We start from the raw sequence: 24,362 nt of genomic DNA, 5'->3' as shown, positions 1-24,362 counted from the left end.
ACACAACTAAAATCTCACCGTTCTGTACCATCCCTCACCAGCAACGCCACCGATTCTACATGTATCGAGTACTAAGTGAGAACACCCATAATGCTTATTCACCCATCTAACCCTGTCCTTTGACTGTTGACACCATGACCACTCACGGATAACGAATCACAATAAATCCACTTTGAGAAGAGTCATGACACTTCCTGACGACTTATCTGCTCTTGAATACTCTTTCAATGAAATCGCTGAGCCTGACTTATTTCTTGTAACCCAAGTTTTTGTATCAATAGATTCATAACCAGTCATTCGAAAGTTTGCGATCAGACATTCTTTGGCAAACGAATTGTTATGGAGAGAGTCACCAGATTTCAAGAAATTAATTTTACCAATAAGACTCTTTGACATCCCAAGATGAACAATTACACCATCTATAGAACCAATAATAGCATAATTCCCCAAATGAAAATCGAGTATTCGAAACACGGCTACGAGCTTTGAAACCATGAATTCATTACTGATTGCTTTGATTGTATCGAAATCGAATGGTGCAGACATAGAGATGGGCTTGACCATTTGTTCAGGAAGAAGAAACTCTTTTGCAAACTGGTTCGCCTCTATTTCAAGCGGCTTTCTTGTAAAATCTAACATATCGGTTCGAGAACATTCAAACTTGTCCCCTTTGTGATTCAAGCTAAAATGTCCGAGTTCATGAGCTTTTGTGAAATTAATTCTTCCCGCATTCTTTATATCCGTATTAACGAGAATAATTGTCTTTCCTTCGGCACGAATTAAGCTCCCCATATAGTTTGTATTACCATAATCCATTTCATCATAGATGATATTATAATGTTCAAATATTTTATCAAAACTCGAAGCAGGGGTTGATATAATACTGAAATTACGAAGCAACTGTTCTGCTTTTTCAGCCGGTATCATTGCTGGGAATTACCGAGTAATTCAGTCACTCTATTTTTAATCTTAACCTTTGTTACAGAATCAATCTCTCCGTCAGACCGAGCGGCTATCTCCCAGTCCTCAAAATCATTAGACTTTGCTGCCTGGAAATCTACCACATTATTTTCCTTTTCAGATTGACTAAATGCCTCTTTTAATAGAGATTGCATTAGCATTTCACTGTCGCACCTAGACTGTTCCACTGCTTTCTCAAGTTCATCGCATAGTGCCATGAGTTGATCAACTTTTCCAACGATTCTTTGCATTTCATTTAATGGAGGCAGAGGAATCAATAGATCGTTTAAGATACTTAAATTAATATTTTTTTGAGCCGTTGATGGTGCATACATATTTAGCATGTCTTTTGATATTTTTACAAAATAATAGAAGTAACCCATGCTTTCGATGGGTTTATATGGTAAAAAACCCACAACACTATCTGGGAAACATGCATCAAAATCTAGAACTCCCGTGTCAGCAATGTTTGCCGCGATTGTTATACAAAGAGTTCCTTTGGACCATAATCTGCTTTGTTTTAATCCGACCTCATTATACAAATTACTGTATGTTTTGATTACACCGTTACTTCTTGCTACATCTCCAGTCTGCACTAGTGGATATTTCCCATCGTTAAATAATATCTCATCATTTCGAGGTCTGTGTTTTGATTTACCTCGCTCTAATTCTCCAATATCTTGAAACCTCACCCATTCCCAACCCTTTGGCAACTTATGAGGAATCTCATCCTCCATAATCTTAGGCATTGGATTCTCTTTCTTAATCTTCTTCTCTTTAATCAACTGTTCTTTCTCAGCCTTAATCCTCTCCAACAAAACACTAGCAGGTTCATCTGTCGGGTCTTGTGGTACTAAATTACCTTGTATTGCTTGTTTGAGAATAGATTCTCGTAAATGAGACACTTGCTTATCGGAATCCTCTTTCAATTCCATTATGTTAGTGACTCCGTTGTAAATATCATTTAATCTGGATACAACTTTTTCTTGTATCTCAAGAGTTGGCAGTGGAACTCTGATGTCTAGAAATTTATCAACCTTCAGTCTGTTACGACTTATTGCTGTGCTTCCCTCACTATTCTCTAAACAATTATCCCATACACGGGGTTGATTAAAGTACCACATCAAATATTCAATACTTAACTGATCATTTTTTACAAGAAAACAAGGAAATTCATTCGATACATAACAACCATCGAACTCCTCTGTTGCTATTGCAAATGAGCCTTTCCAAGCAAAAAGTCTACTATAAATAAAGTCCCCTTTATTTACTCTATAAATGTAATTCGCCTGAATCTCACTTCCTTTTTTTATATCCTTAATAAACAAACCCTTTGCATACCAACGAACTCCTAATATCTTATATTCTTTATCGCTTTGAATCTCTTCCCGTCGACTAACTTCTTGGAGCAAATTTGTTAATTCGATCATATCCTTACCTCAAGTGTTTGCTTTATTTTATTTAGAATATCAATGATTTTCTTTTCGTTGTTTACAATTTGTTCAATTGCTTCCAGTGGATTATAACTAAGCTCCTGCTGACTTCTATTAGGGTTTTTTATGTCTAGATTATAATTTCTATCTTTTATTTGTTGAATATTCATCTTCCATGAATTATCTGATTCAGTCCTATTATTCCACCATTCTTTTTCCAAATTGAATTCTTCATATCTGATTGCTCTAGTCTTCGTGTAATTTTTATATCCTTCAGGAAGCGGATGCTCAAAATACCATATTTCTTCGGTTGGCTTGCCTTTCTCAAAGAACAACAGATTCGTATTAATCCCTGTATAAGGAGCAAACACACCATTAGGCAATCTAACAATCGTATGCAAATTAAACTCTTCCAAAAGCTTTTCCTTAATCGCTGTCTTCACGCCTTCACCGAATAAAAATCCATCTGGCAATACGATCCCCGCTCGACCGCCGTCTTTAAGAAGGTACATAAGGAGTACCATGAAAAGGTCGGCAGTTTCCTTCGTGCGAAATTTCTCGGGGAAGTTAATCTCTACACCGTCTTCCTCAATTCCGCCAAACGGCGGATTCGTTACGATAACATCCACTTGTTCAATTGGGCGGTAGTCCCGTACATTTTTCGTAAGCGAGTTATCATGCTTGATCCTCGGAGCGTCAATATCGTGCAGAATCAGGTTGGTGACAGCAAGCATATGAGGCATGGGCTTCTTTTCAATCCCCATGATCGTATCTTGCAATATTTGATTATCCTCTATACTTTTGATTTGACCTGTATTCTTAAAGTGTTCTATTGTACTGGTCAGATAACCACCTGTTCCACAAGCAAAATCTAATACTTTCTCACCTAACCGTGGATTTACCATGTCAACAACAAACTGTGTTACAGGACGGGGGGTGTAATACTCTCCAGCATTACCTGCATTCTGCAAGTCCTTTAATATGCTCTCGTAGATGTCGTTAAACATATGACGATCTTGTTGTGTAGTAAAATCAATCTCATTAAGTTTATTTATGACTTGGCGCATCAGGGTGCCGGATTTCATGTAATTATAGGAATCCTCAAAGACAGCTTTAACAATAAAAGCTTTGGGATCGCTATATTCGTCCAGTTCCATTTCCTTCAATTCTTTGAAAAGCTTATTGTTGACGAAGTCCAGTAGCTCATCGCCAGTCATACCTTCGTCATTGGCTGCCCAATCACGCCAGCGTAATCCTTCTGGAACAATAGCTCGATATTCATCGCGCATTAACTCCCATTCTTCTTCCTTAGCGTCAAATACTTTTAAGAACACCATCCAAACCAATTGAGATATACGTTGCGCATCCCCATCAACACCCGCATCTTTACGCATTGTATCTTGAACAGATTTAATAATCGCAGAAACTGACATCTAAATGCTCCTCCTAAATCGTATCTATGCTGAATAAATTACTTTGCCTAATTCTCTTATGGCTGTCATATAACCCTGCTTCCCACCGAACCGTTTTACGATTTCGATTGGAGAACCGAAGCTCTGAAATTCAGGGATCTTTAATACTTCAATACTCTCCAAGTTTACGATCCCTGTGTCAGCGTATTTCTCCAAAAGAGCTTCTAAAACAATTCTCGCTTGATCACTGTACTTCGCAAAATAATTTCGCTTCTTAACATTATCTGCTCTCTCGCGGCGCGTGAGAGGGGGTTGATCAAAGGCTACATGACAAATGAGATCGAAGGGATCAAGGTCTTGACCGACTTCATCTTTTAGTTCATCAAGCAATATGCCCTGAGCTTCAAGCTCTTGTAGGACTGCTTCTTTTTTGTCAGCCTCATTCCACTTCTGAAGAAAATCATCGAGAGATTTGAATTCATTCTTTACGTTTTTCTTGGTGTAGTCAATCAGCGACTCGGTAATCAGCTTACCATCCTTGTCGTAATAATACACCCGATGGTTTAACACTTTCACTTCTACATTATGCACGTAATACTTGGCGGGCGGGTCATTTATTATATCCCCTCCACCAGTTGAAGGATCATCATATGATCCACCACCATAACCATCATCATCTGTCGGTTCGTCCCCGTCACCAGTTTCGATATCTTCTGGGGGAATGTCGCCACCTGGTTGATCAATAATTACAACCGGATCTCCGTCAAAATCAGGATCGGCAAAGAGCTTCGTTACATTACGGAAGTCAATAATCGTAAAGTACAACTTCCCGAAATCTTCCCGAATTCTTGTGCCGCGACCAATAATCTGCTTGAATTCAATCATGCTATTGATATTGGAATCCAAAACAATGTATTGGCATGTTTTTGCATCAACACCAGTGGTCATGAGCTTACTTGTCGTAACGAGAACAGGGTAAGGCTCGTTAGGATCTATGAAATTATCTAACTCAGCTTTGCCCTCTTCGTTATCACCAGTGATTCGCATCACGTACTTGGAATTCTTGGCGACCATATCAGCATTTTCATTGACAAGTGCCTGACGCATACGTTCAGCATGATCAATATCAACACAGAAGAATATCGTCTTTGCCATTCGAGATTGGTTCGATTTCAGGTAGTCCGAGACCATTTTCGCCACTGTGTGTGTACGTTTCTCCAAGATCAAGTTTTTATCATAATCCTTACTGTTGTATTCACGATCTTCAATCTCGTAGCCATATTTATCACGCTGCCCTTTGGTAGGTCGAAAGCCTTCGACATCCTTATCAAGCAATACTCGAATAACTTTATAGGGAGCTAAGAAGCCATCCTCAATACCTTGCTTCAACGAATAAGTATATAGTGGTTCACCAAAGTAACTCAAATTTGAAACTTCTTTGGTTTCCTTCGGTGTTGCAGTTAACCCAACATGGGTTGCAGAAGTGAAATAATCTAAAATCTCACGCCAAGCTGAGTCTTCTTTAGCGCTACCGCGATGACACTCGTCTATGATGATGAGATCAAAGAAGTCTCTGGAGAACTCTTTGTACGCATTTTGAAAATCTTCCGAGCCAGATATCCCTTGATATAGAGCGAGATAAATTTCGTGAGCCTTATCGATCTTCCGATTCTTAATCTTCGTCATTTTATCGCCAAACGGAGCAAAATCGTTGGTCATTGTCTGATCAACAAGGATGTTCCGATCAGCAAGAAATAAGATGCGTTTTTTTGTCTTGGACTTCCATAAACGATATATGATTTGAAAAGCAGTATAAGTTTTACCAGTCCCGGTAGCCATGACAAGAAGGATCCTATCTTGTCCTTTAGCAATGGCTTCAACTGTGCGATTGATGGCGATTCTTTGATAATAACGTGGACTCTTCGAATCCTGTGTGAAATAATAGTCCTCAACAATCGTTTCCTCAGTTTGAGTGTCAATTCCTTTGGCTATCTTATATCGTTGCCAAAGCTCTTCTGGAGAAGGGAACTGAGCCAACGCAAGCTCTCGCTCAACTGTTCCTGAGGATGCTGTCCTGTCATGTTCTAGAAACCCATCACCATTCGAAGAATAAACAAAAGGGATGTCCAGAATATCACCGTAGTTCACAGCTTGTTGCATCCCAGCGCCAATGGAGTGTTTGTTATCCTTGGCTTCGATAATTGCAATCGGAATGTTAGCTTTATAATAAAGGATGTAATCCGCACGTTTCTTCTCGCCACGAGTAACCACTTTCTTACGCACAATAATTCGTCCATCAGTAAATGTGACTTCTTCACGAATCTGCTTCTGTAAATCCCATCCTGATTGAACTAGTGCAGGTGTTATGTATTTTGAGCATATATCGCGTTCTGAGAGGTCTTTTTTGTTCAAATGAATCCCTCCGATCAAGAAACATCAAATAGTACTTTATACTTATTCCACACCCTTATTCGAATTCCCTTTTATCGACATTAACCTTCCATTATTATACATGAGGTTAAGTACAACAGTATGTCAGCAAGCATATGTTCTCCTAAGGTATCCATCTATACTGAAATCAAAAAAACTCAAGCCATATAAGCCTGAGTTTCAGTTCATAAGTTTCTATCGAAAAGTCACCAAACCGACAATTATACATTAGTAGACTGTATTATTCGCTATAAAGCTGTACATATATTTAATCGCTTCATCTTCGGTGTTAAAACTTCTCGTTTCAGCACTTATAGTACGTCCATTTTTCTTAGCGATAAATTCTTTTTTTGTTTTCGTTCTATTAACTAGAACCGAAACGGTATCGCCTTCTTTATACATAGCTCCTTCCCATACTGCATCATCTATAGGTTGCCATCGACATTTATATTTTAGCTTGTCGATTGCATCTCTAAGCTCCGCCGCAGTCTGGAAACGATCAGTTGGGTTCAATTTGCATGCTTTTTTAATGATTTGACGTACTTTGTTGGGTATGACTGGATCAAATGGAAGTTTGTCAATCAACTTCCCATTTCGCATCAAAACATTCGCGTCTCTTATGTTCTGTAAAAAGTCACGCCAGTTTGTTATGTTATTAACCGCACGATATAAAGTCATTCCAAATGCAAAAATATCACTTGATGTAGTAGCTACTGAATCACTAAACACCTCAGGAGCAGCGTGAGTCCTATACCAAACCCAAGGATCAATTTCTGTTCCAACAGGAACTGCTAAACCGAAGTCGGAAATTTTAGGAATACCGTTATGAATAAGTATGTTAGCAGGTTTAATATCTCTATGTATAATGCCGTTAATATGGGCGAATTCCAAACCATATAAAGCATCACTAAGCAGTTTTAGCCCATCAACAATCGGCATATACTGTCTTCCTTGACTGGCTTCAAACGACCCGCCATTAACTAACTCCATATCTATGACGACCTTCAAAGAATCCTGTACAGGGAATATGTTAGCCTCGTTAATAGTAACGATGTTCTTATGTCGACATTTAAAAGGTATTTCAGCTTCTTTAAGCATAGCAAGAGCTTTCTCAGGGTGACTCACATCTAGTATTTTAATCGCTTTCTCGCTTTGTAGAGCCATATCAATCACATGATAAACTGCTCCAAAACTACCATTACCGATTTTTCGTTTAATACTATATTTATCTATACTCGTCCCGCTTAAATCTAAAGTCTGGTCCATCTTATCTCTCCAATTCGCTCCAAGCTACCACTAGAGCATCGAGCTCTGTATCTTTCAAATTATCCTTAAATTGTTGAAAGTAGTTCTTTGCTATCGTTTTTCTCTGTGCTGTAACATAGCTAGTTGAGCGTGATATAGTAGGAATACCTTCTCGATGGCAAACAAGATTCAAAACACCCATTGGAAACTGCAAGTAGGTCATTTGATCCTTTATTGTATTTAAATGCAATTTGTATGCAACCTTATCAGGAGTATACTTTGCGAGTATCTCTTTATAGCTACTTTCAAACCAATCCATAAGTTCTGGAACACTTTCCGTGACTCTTATGTTTATCTTTTTTATTTCTAACAAAGTGGCTTCTTTCTGCATTTCGCCTTCAATTACCGTGTAATGCAATTCATTCTTCCTAAGAGTAATCCCTAAAACCTTCAAAAGACCGCCTCCGAACGAATTTATCTATATTAGGTAATTATATCATATTTCTTGGAATTTTGTGGGGTCTCTGTTACTAGGGACCAACTGCATTTGCTATCATAATAATTAAAAAGCTCATGCTTATTGAGCACGAGCTAGCTTTTGATATTTCCTAGAATTGTTTAGGTGTTCCCGATTATTTGTCAACACGGTATGTTGACATTACGCATTCAACATGTGTCGTATGCGGATTCGTCACTGGGTCTGATAGAATCTGTTATAGTCCGCTGAAGTCTTGATTTTACTGGGATTTTAAAGTTCTTATTCTGTTCTATTTGGGGTTTTAGGTTGGTTAATGTTGGATTTTATCACCAATTTAACACCAAGTTATCACCAATCTAATTATCTAAACTTACCGTACTCACTGAATGATATTCTCCAGTATCTTCGATAATAAGCGCATTTAGATATTTCCCGAACTTAATACCTCCGTCAATACCGATTAATTGACCGCCAAACCATGGAGTAAAGTTTGTTTCATCTTTATGTAAACGTGCACAAACCTCGTGCCCGAATATAATCACTTTACTTGTAGGCAGTGAACTAGAATATTCATAAAACCGTTTACGTATCCACCGAAAATCCTTATGCGATGTTTGTTTCCAGTCATTCTGTTGAGGATCTATTCCGGCGTGCACGTAGATATGAAAATCATCTTCAACAAAGTTGGGTAAGTTACGCAAAAAACTAATTTCAGTGAAGTACTGCTTGTTGATATATTCTCGTGCCTTTGTATCGTCCATCTCTGAATTGTACCAGGGGCAAAATGAATGAATCGTCTGTAGTCCACCGTTCTTAGGGAGGGTATAAGGAGATGGGAGATAATCTTGGTCATCTAGCCAATTGAGGAACATATCGTCATGGTTGCCGCCAATTGCATGAACATTCGCATTTTTTACCAACTGTTGAACCAAACGGACTACTTCAAGGGATGCAGGCCCTCCATCAACGTAATCACCAAGCAAAATAAGCCGATCACTGCTCGGATTATAACTCAGGCGAGATAGAAGTGTTACAAAGGTACGATAATACCCATGAATATCTGAAACTACGAACGTTCTCACAGAACATACTTCCCTTATAGTTTATTAAAATCTTCTCTTCGAGTTACACTCATCACATAGTGTTAGAATCCAGTCTCCCTCTTCTCTCAGTTTTCCATACTGGCCACATATTTGACAGATCTCGTTGCTTTTATTCTCTGCCTCTAGCAGAATTCGTTCTATCGAATCATTATAGTAGGTGTATCGAAAAGTCATACCACCATACTGTTCATATACCTCTTGAATAATGAATCTATGCTTTATTGTACTCCTTATTCTTGCAAGTTCCTTTTCGATGTTTAATGAAATTTCCCACAGCAAATCATACCAGCCTGGTTCAATTGAAATTGAGGCCGTCCGCTCAATTTCTTTTTCATCCGTCCATTGATAGAAAAAGAATCGGTTTATCAATTTATTAAGAAACTTTTTTTTAGTTTGCTGTTCCTTCAAAATTCATCATTCCCCTTACGTCCCCGTCATTTCGTATCTCTAACCAATGAGTTAAAGGAGCCTTTACGAATTTTCAGGTTTCATTTAAACGAAAATCAGGAATGGCCTCACGTAAAGGTCTATTTCTCATCCGGGTAATCTACACATTTTGTTGCCTTTTAAAAATTACATCAATCTTCTTTTCCATTTACCCAGCCTTTTACCTTGTAATAATGTTCTTTATATCCTTCAATGTCTTGATCGACCAACCTCAATTTGTAAGCAGGACTATAATCCTCAATCTCATTGTAACCAAGATACAATCGACGGAGATTGTTTTTAAAATCTTTCAGTGCCGAAATATCAGAAATTTGATTATGCCTTAAATTGAGGTAATAAATGAATCTCAAATCCTTCAATGGAGTGATATCTGATACCTTGTTATATCGAAGAGTCAAATAATAAAGAGAGCTTATTCCCTTTAACGGACTGATGTCAGTTATGTCATTGTGAGAAAGGTTCAAGTCTTCAATATGTTTGCATTTCGCGAGAGGGGAGATGTCAGAAATTCCGCAATAATTTAATCTGAGGTGAGTTAGCCCTTGCGGATGCATTTGCTGCTGCCAAAACTCATTTGACTTAGGCAATCCTTCCTGCTTCTGACACAGTTCACGGATAGGAGTTAAATCATCAAACTCACACTCTCTTAAGTATAAAAAACTAAGACATGGCAAACCACGAAGAAATTTCCAGTCTGCCGTTTTACTACTCTTAACATATAATTCTCTTAAATTCTTAAAATCCTTAAGGATTTTAAGATTTTCGGTTGCCACATAGAGATGCAACGCTTGAATATGTGAAAAGTGTACTAAGTCAGGCTCCCATTGACCGTTTTCTGAATCAGCCGCATTAAACATCAAATTAGGAAACGTCATTTGAAAAGCAGATGAGTCAGAATGCCATGGAATTTCTATAAAATCACTATATCCATCTGCGATTAAAACCCCGTTGAATAGCAACAAATCCTCAGCTGTTAACTGCCTTTCTGAAAGCTGCAGTTTTTCTCTAACAACCTTTTCAAAGCCTTTGTCGGTAAATTCGATGAACCCCATCTGGCACTCACTCCTATACTCCAATTCTTCTAACTGAAGATATCGTGTCTACCCTCCGTTTTAGCCTCTCCTCCTTTTTACCTTGCGCCAAATAATTAGTTTGTGAACTTCAAACTGGCAGACATATTTTTGTGCTTTCTAAATTTATTGCGCATCACTGAGAATAGCTTCCCAGCCTTTTCACTAAATCAGTATCTCGGCTTACTCTTTTCTTAAGAAAAGAATTAATCTTGAGCATATAGCACTGATCTATAACAACAATCACATAATGTCACAATCCATGAACCTTCTCTGGTTTTGCCGGACTTACCACATTCTTCACATACCCCATAACTTTTATCCTCTATTTCATGAATGAGTTTTAATATATTTTTGTTATCAATGAATGAGGTTACGACTCTCATCCCACCGTATTTTTGCTTCACTTCGTAGATAAAAAACCTCTTTGCTTCAACATCGGTTATCACTGCAATCAGTTCCTCAAGCTTCAATGACAAATCCCACAGAAGATTGAACCATCCGTGACCGATGAGAAAGTTAGTCGATTTCTGATTGCCCATTTCATCTAACCAATGAAAAAACGAAAACCGATTTATCAATATTCTTTCAAACACATTTTCATGACTTTTCACTGTACAGTCTCCTCCCAAACAATGTACCTGCTACCATCTCGCAACCTGTGGAATTTGACACACTTTCACCTTCCAAAATTGCTCACGCCAAAGAATAAAAAAAATAATGGAGGGAACCTTGTTTTCTTAACAAACATTGCTTGTTTGTTAAATCCCAATGTCTCTACCTGTGAACTGTATGTCGCAGACAAAACTTTTTCGGGGGCGTTGAATTAAATGCTATCCCTTTGTGTTCCTGCTTGAACTATCAATTTTTATAGCAAAATGGACCTTCAACGTTCTCTTCCCTTCCTGGTTTTCTTCAAAACAAATTCAACTTGGTTTCAAACAGTAGATCCACCTTAATTTCAACATAAGGAATATTATTAGAGCTAATCACGTTTCCTGACACGTACCTGTTTGGGCGGCTATATTCTCGACCATTGTGGATATATTGCTCTACCATCCTGAATTCAGGATAGAGTATCCAATATTCTTTGACGACAGTTCTTTCATACAAAGCTAACTTGTCGATTAGATCGTTTCTAGTGTTGGAAGAAGACACCACTTCTCCAACTAAATCTGGAGTTCCTTCAATCCCTCTTCTAGTGACAATGGAGAGATTGCAATGCCGTACAAATAAGAAATCCGGTGTCAGAACTTGTCCTAGAATAAACAAATTAATTGGTCCTAAGAAAATTTCACTATGTCTCCCACAATCCCTAACACTAAATTGATTTACGACGTTCCTTACGATTACTTGATGGTAAGTGGACGGCGTCGAGAACATATGCATTTCACCATCTACCAATTCGTAGCGATTACCGTCGTCTGGCATATTCAGAAATTCATCCAATTTCAATGCAAATCCTTCCATCAAATAATTACCTGTTGTATGTACGGAGTGAAATCTCACCCTATGTACCTATGTTTTCTTGTCAAACATTGTTTGTTTCCTTAACCCCAACATCTTGCATGTTAACTTATATATCGCTCGCAAAACTTTCTCCACACCGAGTTGTTGCTAACTACAATGATGACAGATAATTCTTTGTTTGTTGTCTTTTAATTTATCGAAAGCTATGAACCCCTACATAACATTGGCTTACATTCAAGTATTTTCATAATAATCTTAACTTGATCTCCTCATAGGAAATGGGTCGATAATTGATTCGTTCTACTGAAACACAACAGTACTTATTGTGATCTAGTCCCTCATCCCGAAGATGTAAATGCCCATGCACATTCGCATGAATACCTTGATCCTCTAGATACAACAGATTCGTCATATTTAATGGCTCATGCGTTAGAATAAACTCGCGAAATTGATACATTCTGACAGGATAAAAACCTAAACGAACAAACTGTCCACTTGTGACTCGGCCGCGATCGTGGTTGCCCAATATCACTATGTGACGTCCTTTAGATGTTAATTGTGTAGCTATTTCCTTCCGTCGAGAACTCGTTGCAAAAAACATATCCCCTAACCAAAACACAATATCGTTCTTTTTAATCGTATAATTAACGTTGTCAATAATGGCTTGATCCATCTCTTCGACTGTACTAAATGGCCTTTTCTCAAATTCCAGCACGTTCTTATGCCCAAAGTGAGGATCTGAAATAAAATAATAATCCATAAAAAGTCCTTCCTCTCCGTAATTGCTCCGACCTGTTACTTTCTAATGCTAGTTCGACTATTTCTGTGAAAACCTGTCCATATTATTCTTTTGTAACAACATGAGATATTCATTATTGTCGAACGGTATCGATATCGCCTTAGTAAATCGTATTTCCCCCGGATAACCAAGAGAATTATTAACTAGTAAACATCCTTGCTGCATGTACATTTGTCTATAATGAACATGTCCAAAACACCATATTTTCCCCTTTGCTCGAGCAAGAAAATCAGAACCGTCAAAATAGTAAAATGCTGTGATTGGATTCCATTGAAAACGCGGATTAAGATGCGAGTCATCAGGTGAAACATGGGTAATCACTATATCACAGTCGTCAAATATGGCGTTGAGTTTCTTCTTTTCTTCATCTACCTTGGGACACTCGATAATATAATTAGAGTCATTAAAGTTAGAAAACCAGTAAGCATCTAGTTTTTTCCAACTATATCCAAGCTTTAAACCATAGATGTAGTCATACCACAACCCAGTGCCCCCGAAGGTGACACCATCAATGGTCACTTTATCGCCATCTAACGCAATCACTCCAGGAATTTCACTGCTCAATTCCTTAAGTTCCTCCCAGCGCTCAACTGAAGAATTATAAATAGCATGTTCCTTCTCATCGGGAAATAAGTACAGATCATGATTTCCAAATGTGTAAAGCACGTGATCATATTTTTCAGCTAAAAATGTAAGAAGCAGCTGTGAATGACTGTTCTTATGCCCCAAATCACCGGCAATCACGAGAACCGGTGATGGTGATTCTGGTGTAATAGCCTCCACGAATGCCCGGATAATCTCCACTTCTGTGGGTGTGACATCAACTTTGTACCAGTCCCAATATTTCCGAACATAAAAATCTAAGTGTAAATCTGATATCAAATCAAATGTTTTCACTTCTACCTTTCCTCCTCTCCGTCATAGTTAGTTGATGTCTATCTCTATATTTTGTGATCCTGAATCCATTGTTCGATTTGTTCTTTGTTAAATTCTCCAGCCGCAGTTCTTAAACCTAACTCCACTAACTCAGTTTGCTCGTATTTCAAGCGGAAGCCATTGATGCGAAGTAACAGCAGCATAACGGCAATCCCCATCCGTTTATTTCCATCCACGAACCCGTGATTCTTGATCAGTGAAAATGTCACCATTGCAATTTTCCCAACAATTGTCGCATACAGATCCTTACCTTCAAACGTGATGAAAGCCTTGCTCAAAGCACTTTCAACAAGACGAAAATCCCTCACTCCTTTCATCCCTCCGGTTGATTGTGTTATTTTGTCGTGAAAGATATGGAGTTGATCAACAGTGATTCGGATCATCATTTAGCCAACTCCTTTAGTGCTTCAAAGTTCATTGCAATAATATCTTGCATTATTAATTCAAGTGTCTCATTCTCCGGTAAATATTCTTCTTTTAGAGTGTTGTCCACCTTTGGGTTTATAGGCTCCTCGATCACAGCTTCGTGATGCACTTGAGGATCAATGTAAATTTGCTCCATGTTCTGTAAGAAACGCTTATCATGTCGCTCATTACTTATTTCATCTTCTTCGTGACAACTAAATAACATGTAAATCAGTGTCCAGTATACGGATAGATATTTATCTTTGTTAGAAGCTTCCACCTTAGATAAAAACAATACAAGGTAATCCAATATTACGGCTAATTGTATATACAAAGAGTAAATATAGAAGGGTTCTTTCAACCATCTCGAATTATGCTCAATCGTGAATCTATCTTTTCTGGCAAGCTCGGTTAACGCCTCAAGAAATGGGTTTAACCTTAGACGTGACGAAATTTGTTTTAAAAGGTTCACTGAAGGCAATATAATGCTTGGCAGTTGATAAATATGAATGCTTTTTGAAAGATACTTTCCGCCATAATACATCCTTTTTTCAAGATCATAATGTTGTTGGTGAAGTTCTATAATCTGATTTTTATACAAAAAGATACGCTCTAAGAATTGATACTTCTCCTCGTCAGCATGACAACTCATCATATACCACCCCTTCATTCCACACTATTTGTTACAAGGAGTTAATCTTGAAACATGTTATAGGATATTACTTAGTGTCCATTCCGCTTAACCCATGTGGACAACCCCTGAACGCACTTATTGATATAGCTAATGACCTCTACAAAAGATTTACTTTCACAACGTTGACGCCATTCCAGTGTATTTTCCTCTTCGGCGCTCAATTGAATTAAACCAAAGACATCGAATTCTGTTTGTTTAAATATGTCATTATCCTTAAGGCGCATGAGCCTTGAGAACCACCAGGTGCTACGACGTAAAAAAGTATCTACATGATACTGCCTTTGATGGAGTTGATATTTGCTATCCATATCAAGTGTCCAGTGTCGTTCTTTGATTGAATCCTGTGAGAACTTAGTGTAAAATATGTTCCACTCATCAATATCACGACGAAGCATCTCATAGTACAAAGTTGAGGACTTTGGAGTTATTTGATAGCTTTTTGAATGCTCCAATTCTCTAAGATCAACTGAATCCCTTTGAGTTGTTTCACGAAACCGTTTATATATATGAGATTCGCACTGAACACTAATACGACGACTAAAAATTGATTCCAACACATCAGCTACTTGCTTGCATCGCTTCCAGCATTCCAACCTATTCTTATGTTTATCAAATGAAACATAAAGATCCACATCACTCATTGCCGTTTCTTTACGTTCCAGTACTGATCCATAAATACGAATCCATCGTACATTCAATGGCTCAACAACCCGATAAATATGATCTCTTTGGCATATGATTTCATCAAGTAGTTTCATTCTAATCACTTCTTCACCAAAAGGATTTTCATTATTTAATTTTGGCATTATGTTATTCCTTCAAAGTTGAAAGGTTTGTATTTGGAAATAATCACCTTATATTATATAAGCATAGGACTGCTGCCCAACCATATGCGAAGTTAGGTGCCCTTCCGTCATCTCCTGTGGCTCCATATTTTAATATCATGTCCAACATGTATTTTGCATGCAGAAAAGCATTTGTTATATGGACGGTTTCCTTAAACCATTCTACTTTATGCCCTGGAACAAACTCCTTACCGGTGCCCAGTTCAATTTGTCTCATGAAGTTTTTGTGCAAAGGCTCGTCTAACAGCTTCTTTAGCGTCTCAACAATACTTAAAGTGTATTCTTGCAAATGATATACCTTATAGCTATAATTATAAAATTTATACAGTTTTGTTTCGTAAACGTCCTCATCATCTATTAAAGTTTGAAGTTCCTTCAAAGTTCGTAGGTTGTTCATTATGTTTTCACGCAATTTCTGTTCCTTAATTTTATTATCTCTGAAAAAACCGTTCATAAAATCCAGTTCAATTTGAAGGTCGTTTATATTACGTTTACAATCATCCATATAATCACCGACCATTCTCTTTGTCTTATTACAAAGTCAAAAAAATCCTTTTTAAGCATTGTAAAGTATGCACCAAGTGCGAAGGCAAGTTTTTTCTAGATTAGGGGTTTCTACAGGATAGGCCTTTGTTGTTGCATTTCTCTTGGATTACTTAGTGTGTTTAGAAGATTACTCGATACTGACAATCACTCTTTTTCAAATGAATTCTGAAAATTTCCTGCGACAACATATTTCTTTATCCTTTCAATCCATGTGCAATAGATTTTCAGGCACCGATCTTCACTGTATTTACTTGTTTCAAAAACAACGTCGCTATGTACTTGTAATCCTTTAGATCGTTCATAGAGTACACTCCGAATTTCAAATTGTTCTAAGCCAAAAGAAACCAGATCCGCTAGGGCTCTTTTCGTTTGTTTTAGTAAAACCTCAGACTGATTTGGATTTAGCGAAATACCTTGAGAGCACAGCTTATTCAATTCGCGGCAGATATTTTTTATGTTTTGTTTAGCGGCGGCCAATTGTTCACCTGAAATGCTCTCTTTATAACACATACTTTTAGAAAAATGACTTAGATACTTAACACAAAGTCCGTTGAGTACTTCCCCAGCAAGGTAACGTTGTACATCTTGAAACGCCACCTTAGAACTAAGATTCTTGTAATAATCATGCTGAATGTTTAATATAAGGATTAGTTCTTCTAACACTAATAAATTTTTTTGAATTTCCTCGAACAATTGACATAGCTTCTCAAACGAGGTAATCCCCATAACACCTTTTGTCTTCGCGGCAAAACAAAATATCATACTCATTTCCACCTTTCTTTGACAACAGCTGCTACGTTCGGAATTTTTCCTAGTGCTTCCACTTGGTATTGATGCAGCAGCTCTCGAGTAAGGGTTGTAATTTGTGCATAGTACGCTTGAACAAATGTACGATAACTTTCATCGGTTTCCCAAGTTGTTTGATGATACATAAAAGGAGAATCTGGGACTTCGTTGCTATAAACTAAACCCGCTAGCTCTAAAGAAGGGTAATCCAACTCCAGATTATAGTGTTTTACTTTTAGCAATAATGCCTGCTCCAAGGAAGCCATTTCTTCAGGAAGTGATGAAATAATTGTTCCGTCAAAAAATTTGCCGATATGTTCCTTTATTTGTTGTACTATTTTTTGGTCAATTTCATCATCAATTCGTTCTTTCATCCATGACTCATACTCTCTTAACACCCTCCGAGGTGCCGCCACAAGATCCCCCGTCCAATCATCAAGATTTAGTTCTTCAATCACACTATCGATGATGCCTTCGTGGTTTTCTTCTCTAATCGTCTCTTCGGCCGTTTTCATTTCGACCTCAACGTTGAAATGCTCAATACATAAATTAATTTGTGTTTTTGCGTCCATAATTTGCTGTTCTCTCCTTCAAACATGATATTGATTTAATTTTAAGACAATTCACTTGCCTTACATTCCCTATCAAAATGTAGTTCACAAGTATAGAGATAAAGTAATTAGTATAGCTTGACAAGGTTATCAACTTTTATTCGGACTCCTTAAAGTACCTCAAATACAAATCTGTTGCGTTGATGTTTTGAAACTGTCCCGACTCAACACCCATAGTTATCTGCATGAGAATATTCCAATAGCTAAGTTGTTTTTTTACACGCTTTTTATTAGCAATGATCCGTTCAGTTAAAAATAATAGTTTGTTTGATGAATTGAGATAGTCCTTTATGTCAGATAAAGGTATGCCTAAACGATTTGCAGCAATGATTTCGCATATTTGCTCTAAGTGATCATTTGTATACTGATTTGCAACTCCAGATTTCGGCTGCCGCAAGGTGATAAGCTTGTACTTAGCACCGATGTATGTCCTAAGAGCACCTTCTGTCAACAAAAATCCACGTTTATTGACCTCTTGAATTAGTTCCCGTTTCTGCATTGTAACCACCCCAAGTCATGTTATTAACTCATCACTAGGTAATAAAGCTAAAATAATGGACTAAAATTTGACCCAACCTCTTGGCTCTTCATTCAACAGCACTCTTGATTGAATGGGGTAAACATACGGTTCACCTGAACTTCTGTACTTTGTTCGAAATGTTGTTGTGTTTATTATTTGCGGTTCCATTGTAACCCTATATAATACAATTCCATCCTTAGAATAAAACTTTTCATAGTTTGTTGTGGGTTTAATTAAAGAAAGTGAAATTAGCCTCGACCCTTGGAGTGGGATTTTTCTCTTTAAGATGGTCTGAACCGGGGTGGTAGAAGTGAAGAGAAAGACATCACAATCCCTACCGATTTGTTCCAAACAATTCGAAAAATACAAGGCCCCTGTACGCCCCGATCTCGGTAAAAATTCAATATTTATTGAGTTATGCCGGATCCAATCTAAATTCACCTTAGCAATTTCAGAGGTAAATTTATTTTTTCTTAATCTTATAAGTGAAATCTCGGGTATTAATAACTTCGTCTTTTGTTTCATTTTATCCGATACAAGATCAGAAAATTTCACCATTTGAATATGCGAGTCATTAGGATCAAATACAAACACAATTTTGTTCATACAATCGCTCCTTCACATTTCTTATAGATCTTCTTTGAATCACTGGAATTTCTTCTCGTACTGTATTGTAAATCTTGGAGGTTCCCTCTAAGCAAGACTTTATTTGATTCTTGTTGAGAATTAAAATATATAAATGTAAAATGAATATAAGTTCCAGATACCAACTTTAGGAGAAATATCATGAGTAACCCGACTTCAGAATGGCCAAAAAATATGGGAAAACTAATTAAATATCTTGAACAATATAATATAAAAATCAAAGATAGATCCGTAGACAAGGAATACCGTGTGAAGCATAAATACCTACGAGAAAATGTTCATTACAAAGAAAAAAGGGAGCAGTATTATAGCAATTATGAAAAAAAGGAGCGGTATTATAGAAATTATGAAAAAAATGCTGCTGAAGTTATAGCAAAAATAAAAACAATGATTGACTATCTTGACCTTACTCATGAAAAAATCAAAAATGATAAAATAGGTGAGGATGAGAAAAAACTTCTTAATCATATAGAGTCAGAATCTAGCCCCCTATTCTTAGCAATATATGAAAAGATGACTAATTTGAGAAACACATACCCTGACTCCTGGCTTGAAGATTTGGATTGGAAGGAGTTGTACAAGTTTTGCAGCGATTTTTCTGAAGAAAATTATAATTTAGAGCGGATTATCGAGGAAGAGATTCATGCGTTAGACATTAACGAAATCGAAAGTGCTTTATACGATGAATTATATGACAATGAGGTGCAAGAATTTGAGGAATTCCATGGTCTAAAGGATTTCAACGAATCGAACGCATCCAGGTCATTACTTGATGCCTTTAATAAACATATCCAAGCAAGAATAAATGAAGATCTTGACGAACGATGTCTGGAGACTGTTAATGATCGAATAAGAAATAGAATTGAAAAATGGATAAATGATTCCCAACAATTTTACAGTTCGGTAGCAACGGTATCAATGCATATGAAGAAAATAGGCCCTCGAATAAAAGAATCCTTTTTAGAAAAACGAGGACAAGATGAAATAAGAAAAAGGGTTGATGATGTAACAGGAACTTTGGATTTATTAGATTTGGAGTTATTGGCTGTGCTATTCCTTGACAACTGCAGCGTCTATAAACTAGGAATTTGTATGGGCTGGTATGAAGAATTTTTAGACATGAAAATTGATGGCTTTGACAATATCTTTAATGATTATGTTTCTGAGAACTATCAAAAAATTAGAGCTTGTTCTCAATTCCTAAAGAGGCATTACATAGATAAAAAGAATTTACAGGAAACCCTAGTTGACATCTCTGGTGTAGAAATCAAAAATATTGCTTCTAGTGAATTCAACTTACCGATTCCCCTTTAGTGGGGGTATAAAAAGTGACAGGTTTTAAAGTTCGCTACATATCTTATCAAGCGAATCGAGGTCAAAGAATCTGGCAATGTGAGGATAACCTATAACTTTAAAGTATAGAAAAGAAGGCGATGAGACTTACTCATCGCCTTCACCTACAAGAAGATCTTTTCTATATGTTGACACTACACATTCAACATGCACCGTATGCGGGAACATATCCACCGGCTGCACTTCGACCGTGCGGTAGCCACCCTGCTCGAGCAGCGCGAGGTCGCGGGCAAGTGTCGATGCGTTGCACGACACGTAGACGACCCGCTCCGGGCGCATCTCGAGGATCGTCGCGATCAGCGACGCATCGCAGCCCTTGCGCGGCGGGTCCACCACGATCACGTCAGGCGTTATGCCCTGACGTTTCCATTCGGGGAGGACCGCCTCTGCCGGGGCTGCTTCGAAATGCACGTTGGTGATGCCGTTTAACTCGGCATTCTTTCGTGCATCGGCGATCGCTTCCGCGACGATCTCGACGCCGTACACTCGCTTGGCTCGCTGCGCCAGGAACAAAGAGATGGTTCCAATGCCGCAGTAGGCATCGATGACGGTCTCTTCGCCGCTAAGCGCGGCGTATTCCAGCGCTTTATTATACAGCACTTCGGTTTGCACCGGGTTGACCTGGTAGAAGGAGCGTGCCGAGATGGCGAACTTGACTGCGCCAATGTAGTCATAAATGACCTCGCTGCCCCACAAAACTTTGGTTACATCGCCAAAAATAACGTTGCTGCGCTTTGTATTTACGTTTTGGCAGATACTCTTGACCTGCGGGATCGCTTCCCGAATTCGGGCAATCCATTCGTTCACACGTGGAATTCGGTCGCCGTTGGTGACCAGAACAACCATGATTTCATCGGTACGGAAGCCCACTTTTACGACCACATGGCGAAGCAAGCCTGTATGCGATTCCTCCGAGTATGGCTTGATCCCCAGATCACGGGCTATCTGCTTAACGGCATTAACAACAGTGTCGTTAGCTTCATGCTGGATAAGGCACTCGTTCATATCTATTATGCGGTGGCTGCCCTGGGAGTAGAAACCTCCGATTAATCCGCCCTCTTCTTCTCCAAACGGAACCTGTGCTTTGTTACGGTAGCGCCAAGGGTCGTTCATTCCTACAGTAGGATGCACCAGTATCCCTGGATCATCATTTAATTGACCATCGGTAAATTCGCTGTGGGGCTGGACCCCGTTCTCGTCAGACTCCCAGGAGGTCTCATTTAAACCCTTCCGTACCTTCAATTTCCCGATCCGTTCCAGGTTATCCACTACCGTCTGCCGTTTCACCTTCAACTGCGCTTCATAGTTCAGGTGCTGAAGCTGGCAGCCGCCGCACTGCTTGTAAATCGGGCAAGGAGGCTGCGAACGGTCGGCGCTTGGCTCGAGCACTTTCAGTAATTTGGCGTAGCCGAACTGTTTTTTTACCTTAAGCACTTTGACCAGCGCCCGTTCGCCGGGGAGAGCGCCAGGTACAAAAAAGGTAAAGCCGTCTACACGGCCCACCCCTTCTCCCTCGTGGCCTATACCGATAATGTCCGCTTCGTATTCGCCGTTTTTCTCCACCGGAACGGTGAGAGAGCCCCTGCTGTTTTGTTTACCCACACTAATCGCTCCCACTTCTATTGTTCACCTTTGTTAAAAGTCGCTCCATAGAGCATTCTTTCAACGTTTTTGTCTATGCCATTCTTTCAACGCTTTTGTCTGCGGAAATCTTTCTTCTTCTTACTCTATATGGGGCCTGACCACCCTCCATACAGTGCCGCAGCGCACTCCGGGAGAACCGTGTGTTGGCACAATTCGCTTGCTGGTCCCCGACCTTCACAACCCGCCCTACTTATAACTACTATGGCCCGTCTCATCCACAATAATGCGAAGATGCTGCGGCAGGCTTGTGAATACGCAGGGCAGGGTGCCTCCCAGCTCGCCGTCGAGGTTGACTTGCACATAGTCCGGAGAGGCGATCTGCAGATGCCGGGTCTGAAAATGGATCAGATTCGGGTCGTTCAAATGCTCGCCGCGCAGTGCCAGAGTGACGACACGGATAAATTCAGGCAAGGAGCACTGCCTCAGGATTAAAACATCCAGCAGGCCGTCGCTGAGGCTGGCATCCGGAGCGAGCTTCTCGAAGCCGCCGACGGAGTTGGAGTTGGTGACGAGGAACAGCATCACTTTTTCGTGGATATCGATGCCTTTTGACCTGGCATAGATTTCGATCGGGCGGAGACGCGGCAGCTTCTCCAGTCCCTTCATATAATAAGCGAGCTGGCCCAGCATCGTCTTCAGTTTGCTCGGCACTTCGTAGGTCAGCTCGGTCATCGAGCCTCCCCCCGCGATATTGATGAAGTAACGCTGGTTGACTTTACCCACATCGATCGGACGCGAGTACTGCTTAATGATGAGGTCGCAGGCTGCATCGACATTTTTCGGGATGGCAAGAGCCCTGGCAAAATCATTCGTTGTTCCCAAAGGCAGGATGCCCAGCTGCGGCCGGTACTCCTGCTCTGCCATTCCGTTGATGACTTCATACAGCGTGCCGTCTCCTCCTGCTGAGATAATGAGGTCGAACTCGCGTTTCACCGCTTCCCGTGCCGCCAAAGTGGCGTCGCCCTGCCCGATTGTTGCGTGGGCAGAGGTTTCGAAGCCGCCCCTCTCCAGCCGCTGCAGGACATCGGGCAGACGCTTTTTCATTTCTTCCCTTCCGGAAGTCGGATTATAAATGAGCCTTGCTCTTTTTGCCATTCCCGTATCACCCGCTCGCCATAAAATTTCCAGTGTCAATCTATGTCTATCCGTAATCGTATAAAAGGCGCAATCTGCCCTTCTATCCATTTGGGAATTGATGCATTCGGCAGCAGCGCTTTACCGTTATAACGATAAGTGTACCCCTGCAGGCGGTTCGGGATTACAGTTCTTGTAAAATATCCCTCGCTCAAAAACAGAGGAACGACAATTACTGCGTGCCCGGGCTTCTTCTCCGCCCAAAGCTTCATCTGACGGTGGACCTGATCAGGCAGCAGCATCGCCGCATCCGCCTCGTCGAATCCCCCTAGTTCTTTTACCCTTGAAGCCAGGAGTTCTAACCCTCTCCGCCATTTGTCATGGAATCCCTGTTCTTTACTTCCGTGCCCGATCAGCAGAACGATTTCCCGGGACGGATTGTTCGTTAGATCTTTTATTTTATCATACAAAACAGCGGCAATGATAGGGTCATCATCTATCGGCGACGTAAAATGAATCCTTGCGCTCCGTTCAAAAGGTGTCAGATCCGTCGGCAGCTCAGGCTCCGGCTTGGCCCCTAACGCATATCCGATCTCATCCACATGCGTGCTGCCGGAAGAGACAAACAATGGCACCGCGATAATGTCCGTCACTCCCTGCCGCTCCAGGGTCCTGATTCCGTCCTGAATGAGCCGCCCTTCTACGATTTCAAGAAAAGAAGACACAATCGGAATGTCCGAAGGACGCAGCACCTGCGCAACGGCTTCATCCACTAGCCGCACCCACTTCCCGTCGCGCGAACCGTGGCTGATGACGAGCACTCCGTAACGTTCCATAAACCATCCCCCACTTTCTTAATGCGTTAACGTTAAAACGCTGTCATGAATAGAGATACGAAAGAAAGGCCCCGGAAGGAGCCGCAATTTAATTGTGCCTTGTGACTTTGTTTATTCCCAGTGGTGCCATGCAGCGTAGAAGCCATTATAATTCCGCACAATGAATGCTTCCCAACGCGTGCTTCTCCCGGCTCATTTTGTGGCGTTGCACGGCGGACGGTCAGCCCCTGAAGTGCCTCTGTCTCTGTCCCGCCGGACTATCGGCCCAAACGTTCCAACGTCAGTTGGTAGCCGTCGTTCCCGTAGTTCAAGCATCGTTTCACCCGGGAGATCGTAGCCGTACTAGCGCCCGTCTCCGCCTCGATCTGGTTGTACGTGTTGCCTTTGCGCAGCATCCGCGCCACTTCCAGCCGCTGGGACAGCGATTGAATCTCGTTCACGGTGCACAAATCGTCAAAGAACACATAGCATTCCTCGAGATCCTTCAGAGTAAGAATGGCTTCAAACAGCTGATCTACCGCTTTATCGTTCAGTTTTTTAAGCTGCATATGTTTATCAACCCCTAGTAAACTTGGTAACGCATACCTTTTCGACAGCATCCCTCAAAATCCTTCTCTACC

At 40.0% G+C, this 24,362-nt stretch carries 26 protein-coding genes; 1 reads left to right on the top strand and 25 read right to left on the bottom strand.

Going from position 1 to position 24,362, the window contains the following annotated elements:
• Positions 1-156: 156 nt before the first annotated feature.
• The 21 genes from ACZ5N7_RS16780 to ACZ5N7_RS16680 form a co-directional block, all read right to left on the bottom strand.
• Complete coding sequence (locus ACZ5N7_RS16780; RefSeq protein WP_464655772.1) at positions 157-927, bottom strand: ImmA/IrrE family metallo-endopeptidase; 771 nt, start codon at positions 925-927, stop codon at positions 157-159.
• The gene (locus tag ACZ5N7_RS16775; protein ID WP_464655771.1) at positions 924-2,390 is read right to left on the bottom strand and encodes a restriction endonuclease subunit S; all 1,467 of its coding nucleotides are present in this window, start codon (positions 2,388-2,390) and stop codon (positions 924-926) included. Before ACZ5N7_RS16775 ends, ACZ5N7_RS16780 begins: the two co-directional genes overlap by 4 nt.
• A complete protein-coding gene (locus ACZ5N7_RS16770; RefSeq protein WP_464655770.1) occupies positions 2,387-3,826 on the bottom strand; it encodes a type I restriction-modification system subunit M in 1,440 nt (479 codons plus the stop codon). Before ACZ5N7_RS16770 ends, ACZ5N7_RS16775 begins: the two co-directional genes overlap by 4 nt.
• A 24-nt stretch (positions 3,827-3,850) precedes the next feature.
• On the bottom strand, positions 3,851-6,217 hold the full coding sequence (gene hsdR / locus ACZ5N7_RS16765) for an EcoAI/FtnUII family type I restriction enzme subunit R (protein ID WP_464655769.1): 2,367 nt from the start codon (positions 6,215-6,217) through the stop codon (positions 3,851-3,853).
• 246 nt (positions 6,218-6,463) lie between these two features.
• On the bottom strand, positions 6,464-7,501 hold the full coding sequence (locus tag ACZ5N7_RS16760; protein ID WP_464655768.1) for a serine/threonine protein kinase: 1,038 nt from the start codon (positions 7,499-7,501) through the stop codon (positions 6,464-6,466).
• Between the two features lies 1 nt (position 7,502).
• Complete coding sequence (locus tag ACZ5N7_RS16755; RefSeq protein WP_464655767.1) at positions 7,503-7,934, bottom strand: hypothetical protein; 432 nt, start codon at positions 7,932-7,934, stop codon at positions 7,503-7,505.
• A gap of 380 nt (positions 7,935-8,314) precedes the next feature.
• Positions 8,315-9,040, bottom strand: a complete 726-nt coding sequence (locus tag ACZ5N7_RS16750) for a metallophosphoesterase family protein (protein WP_464655766.1) — start codon at positions 9,038-9,040, stop codon at positions 8,315-8,317.
• Between the two features lie 24 nt (positions 9,041-9,064).
• The gene (locus ACZ5N7_RS16745) at positions 9,065-9,469 is read right to left on the bottom strand and encodes a PHD finger domain-containing protein (RefSeq protein ID WP_464655765.1); all 405 of its coding nucleotides are present in this window, start codon (positions 9,467-9,469) and stop codon (positions 9,065-9,067) included.
• 170 nt (positions 9,470-9,639) lie between these two features.
• Entirely contained in the window at positions 9,640-10,560 is a 921-nt protein-coding gene (locus ACZ5N7_RS16740; protein WP_464655764.1) for a leucine-rich repeat domain-containing protein, read from the bottom strand.
• Positions 10,561-10,784: 224 nt separating this feature from the next.
• Complete coding sequence (locus ACZ5N7_RS16735) at positions 10,785-11,192, bottom strand: hypothetical protein (RefSeq protein WP_464655763.1); 408 nt, start codon at positions 11,190-11,192, stop codon at positions 10,785-10,787.
• Positions 11,193-11,493: 301 nt separating this feature from the next.
• Complete coding sequence (locus ACZ5N7_RS16730; RefSeq protein ID WP_464655762.1) at positions 11,494-12,033, bottom strand: Uma2 family endonuclease; 540 nt, start codon at positions 12,031-12,033, stop codon at positions 11,494-11,496.
• A 259-nt stretch (positions 12,034-12,292) separates the two neighbouring features.
• The gene (locus ACZ5N7_RS16725) at positions 12,293-12,808 is read right to left on the bottom strand and encodes a metallophosphoesterase (RefSeq protein WP_464655761.1); all 516 of its coding nucleotides are present in this window, start codon (positions 12,806-12,808) and stop codon (positions 12,293-12,295) included.
• A 57-nt stretch (positions 12,809-12,865) separates the two neighbouring features.
• Positions 12,866-13,744 carry a metallophosphoesterase family protein gene (locus tag ACZ5N7_RS16720; RefSeq protein WP_464655760.1) on the bottom strand — a complete coding sequence of 293 codons (879 nt, stop codon included), beginning with the start codon at positions 13,742-13,744 and terminating at the stop codon, positions 12,866-12,868.
• Between the two features lie 44 nt (positions 13,745-13,788).
• A complete protein-coding gene (locus ACZ5N7_RS16715; protein ID WP_464655759.1) occupies positions 13,789-14,169 on the bottom strand; it encodes a type II toxin-antitoxin system death-on-curing family toxin in 381 nt (126 codons plus the stop codon).
• The gene (locus ACZ5N7_RS16710) at positions 14,166-14,843 is read right to left on the bottom strand and encodes a hypothetical protein (RefSeq protein ID WP_464655758.1); all 678 of its coding nucleotides are present in this window, start codon (positions 14,841-14,843) and stop codon (positions 14,166-14,168) included. The genes ACZ5N7_RS16715 and ACZ5N7_RS16710 overlap by 4 nt, the downstream gene beginning before the upstream one ends.
• A 68-nt stretch (positions 14,844-14,911) precedes the next feature.
• Positions 14,912-15,688 carry a hypothetical protein gene (locus ACZ5N7_RS16705; RefSeq protein ID WP_464655757.1) on the bottom strand — a complete coding sequence of 259 codons (777 nt, stop codon included), beginning with the start codon at positions 15,686-15,688 and terminating at the stop codon, positions 14,912-14,914.
• Between the two features lie 43 nt (positions 15,689-15,731).
• Entirely contained in the window at positions 15,732-16,247 is a 516-nt protein-coding gene (locus ACZ5N7_RS16700) for a hypothetical protein (RefSeq protein ID WP_464655756.1), read from the bottom strand.
• 170 nt (positions 16,248-16,417) lie between these two features.
• The gene (locus tag ACZ5N7_RS16695; protein WP_464655755.1) at positions 16,418-17,035 is read right to left on the bottom strand and encodes a hypothetical protein; all 618 of its coding nucleotides are present in this window, start codon (positions 17,033-17,035) and stop codon (positions 16,418-16,420) included.
• 2 nt (positions 17,036-17,037) lie between these two features.
• Positions 17,038-17,631 (bottom strand): hypothetical protein, encoded by a 594-nt coding sequence (locus ACZ5N7_RS16690; RefSeq protein WP_464655754.1) that lies wholly within the window; start codon positions 17,629-17,631, stop codon positions 17,038-17,040.
• 136 nt (positions 17,632-17,767) lie between these two features.
• On the bottom strand, positions 17,768-18,169 hold the full coding sequence (locus ACZ5N7_RS16685; protein ID WP_464655753.1) for a MerR family transcriptional regulator: 402 nt from the start codon (positions 18,167-18,169) through the stop codon (positions 17,768-17,770).
• 60 nt (positions 18,170-18,229) lie between these two features.
• Complete coding sequence (locus ACZ5N7_RS16680) at positions 18,230-18,796, bottom strand: hypothetical protein (protein WP_464655752.1); 567 nt, start codon at positions 18,794-18,796, stop codon at positions 18,230-18,232.
• A 180-nt stretch (positions 18,797-18,976) separates the two neighbouring features.
• Between ACZ5N7_RS16680 and ACZ5N7_RS16675 the strand changes: the two genes are divergently transcribed.
• A complete protein-coding gene (locus ACZ5N7_RS16675) occupies positions 18,977-20,149 on the top strand; it encodes a hypothetical protein (protein ID WP_464655751.1) in 1,173 nt (390 codons plus the stop codon).
• Between the two features lie 126 nt (positions 20,150-20,275).
• Here ACZ5N7_RS16675 and rlmD read toward each other — a convergent pair whose 3' ends face one another.
• The 4 genes from rlmD to ACZ5N7_RS16655 form a co-directional block, all read right to left on the bottom strand.
• Positions 20,276-21,790 (bottom strand): 23S rRNA (uracil(1939)-C(5))-methyltransferase RlmD, encoded by a 1,515-nt coding sequence (rlmD, locus tag ACZ5N7_RS16670; protein ID WP_464655750.1) that lies wholly within the window; start codon positions 21,788-21,790, stop codon positions 20,276-20,278.
• A gap of 228 nt (positions 21,791-22,018) precedes the next feature.
• Entirely contained in the window at positions 22,019-22,927 is a 909-nt protein-coding gene (locus ACZ5N7_RS16665) for a diacylglycerol kinase (protein ID WP_464655749.1), read from the bottom strand.
• A gap of 35 nt (positions 22,928-22,962) precedes the next feature.
• Positions 22,963-23,742 carry a sirohydrochlorin chelatase gene (locus ACZ5N7_RS16660; RefSeq protein ID WP_464655748.1) on the bottom strand — a complete coding sequence of 260 codons (780 nt, stop codon included), beginning with the start codon at positions 23,740-23,742 and terminating at the stop codon, positions 22,963-22,965.
• Between the two features lie 257 nt (positions 23,743-23,999).
• The gene (locus tag ACZ5N7_RS16655; RefSeq protein WP_464655747.1) at positions 24,000-24,290 is read right to left on the bottom strand and encodes a YerC/YecD family TrpR-related protein; all 291 of its coding nucleotides are present in this window, start codon (positions 24,288-24,290) and stop codon (positions 24,000-24,002) included.
• Positions 24,291-24,362: the final 72 nt, after the last annotated feature.

It is taken from the genome of Paenibacillus sp. JCM 18996 (genome assembly GCF_055392555.1).
This window is presented reverse-complemented; position numbering and strand designations above follow the sequence as displayed.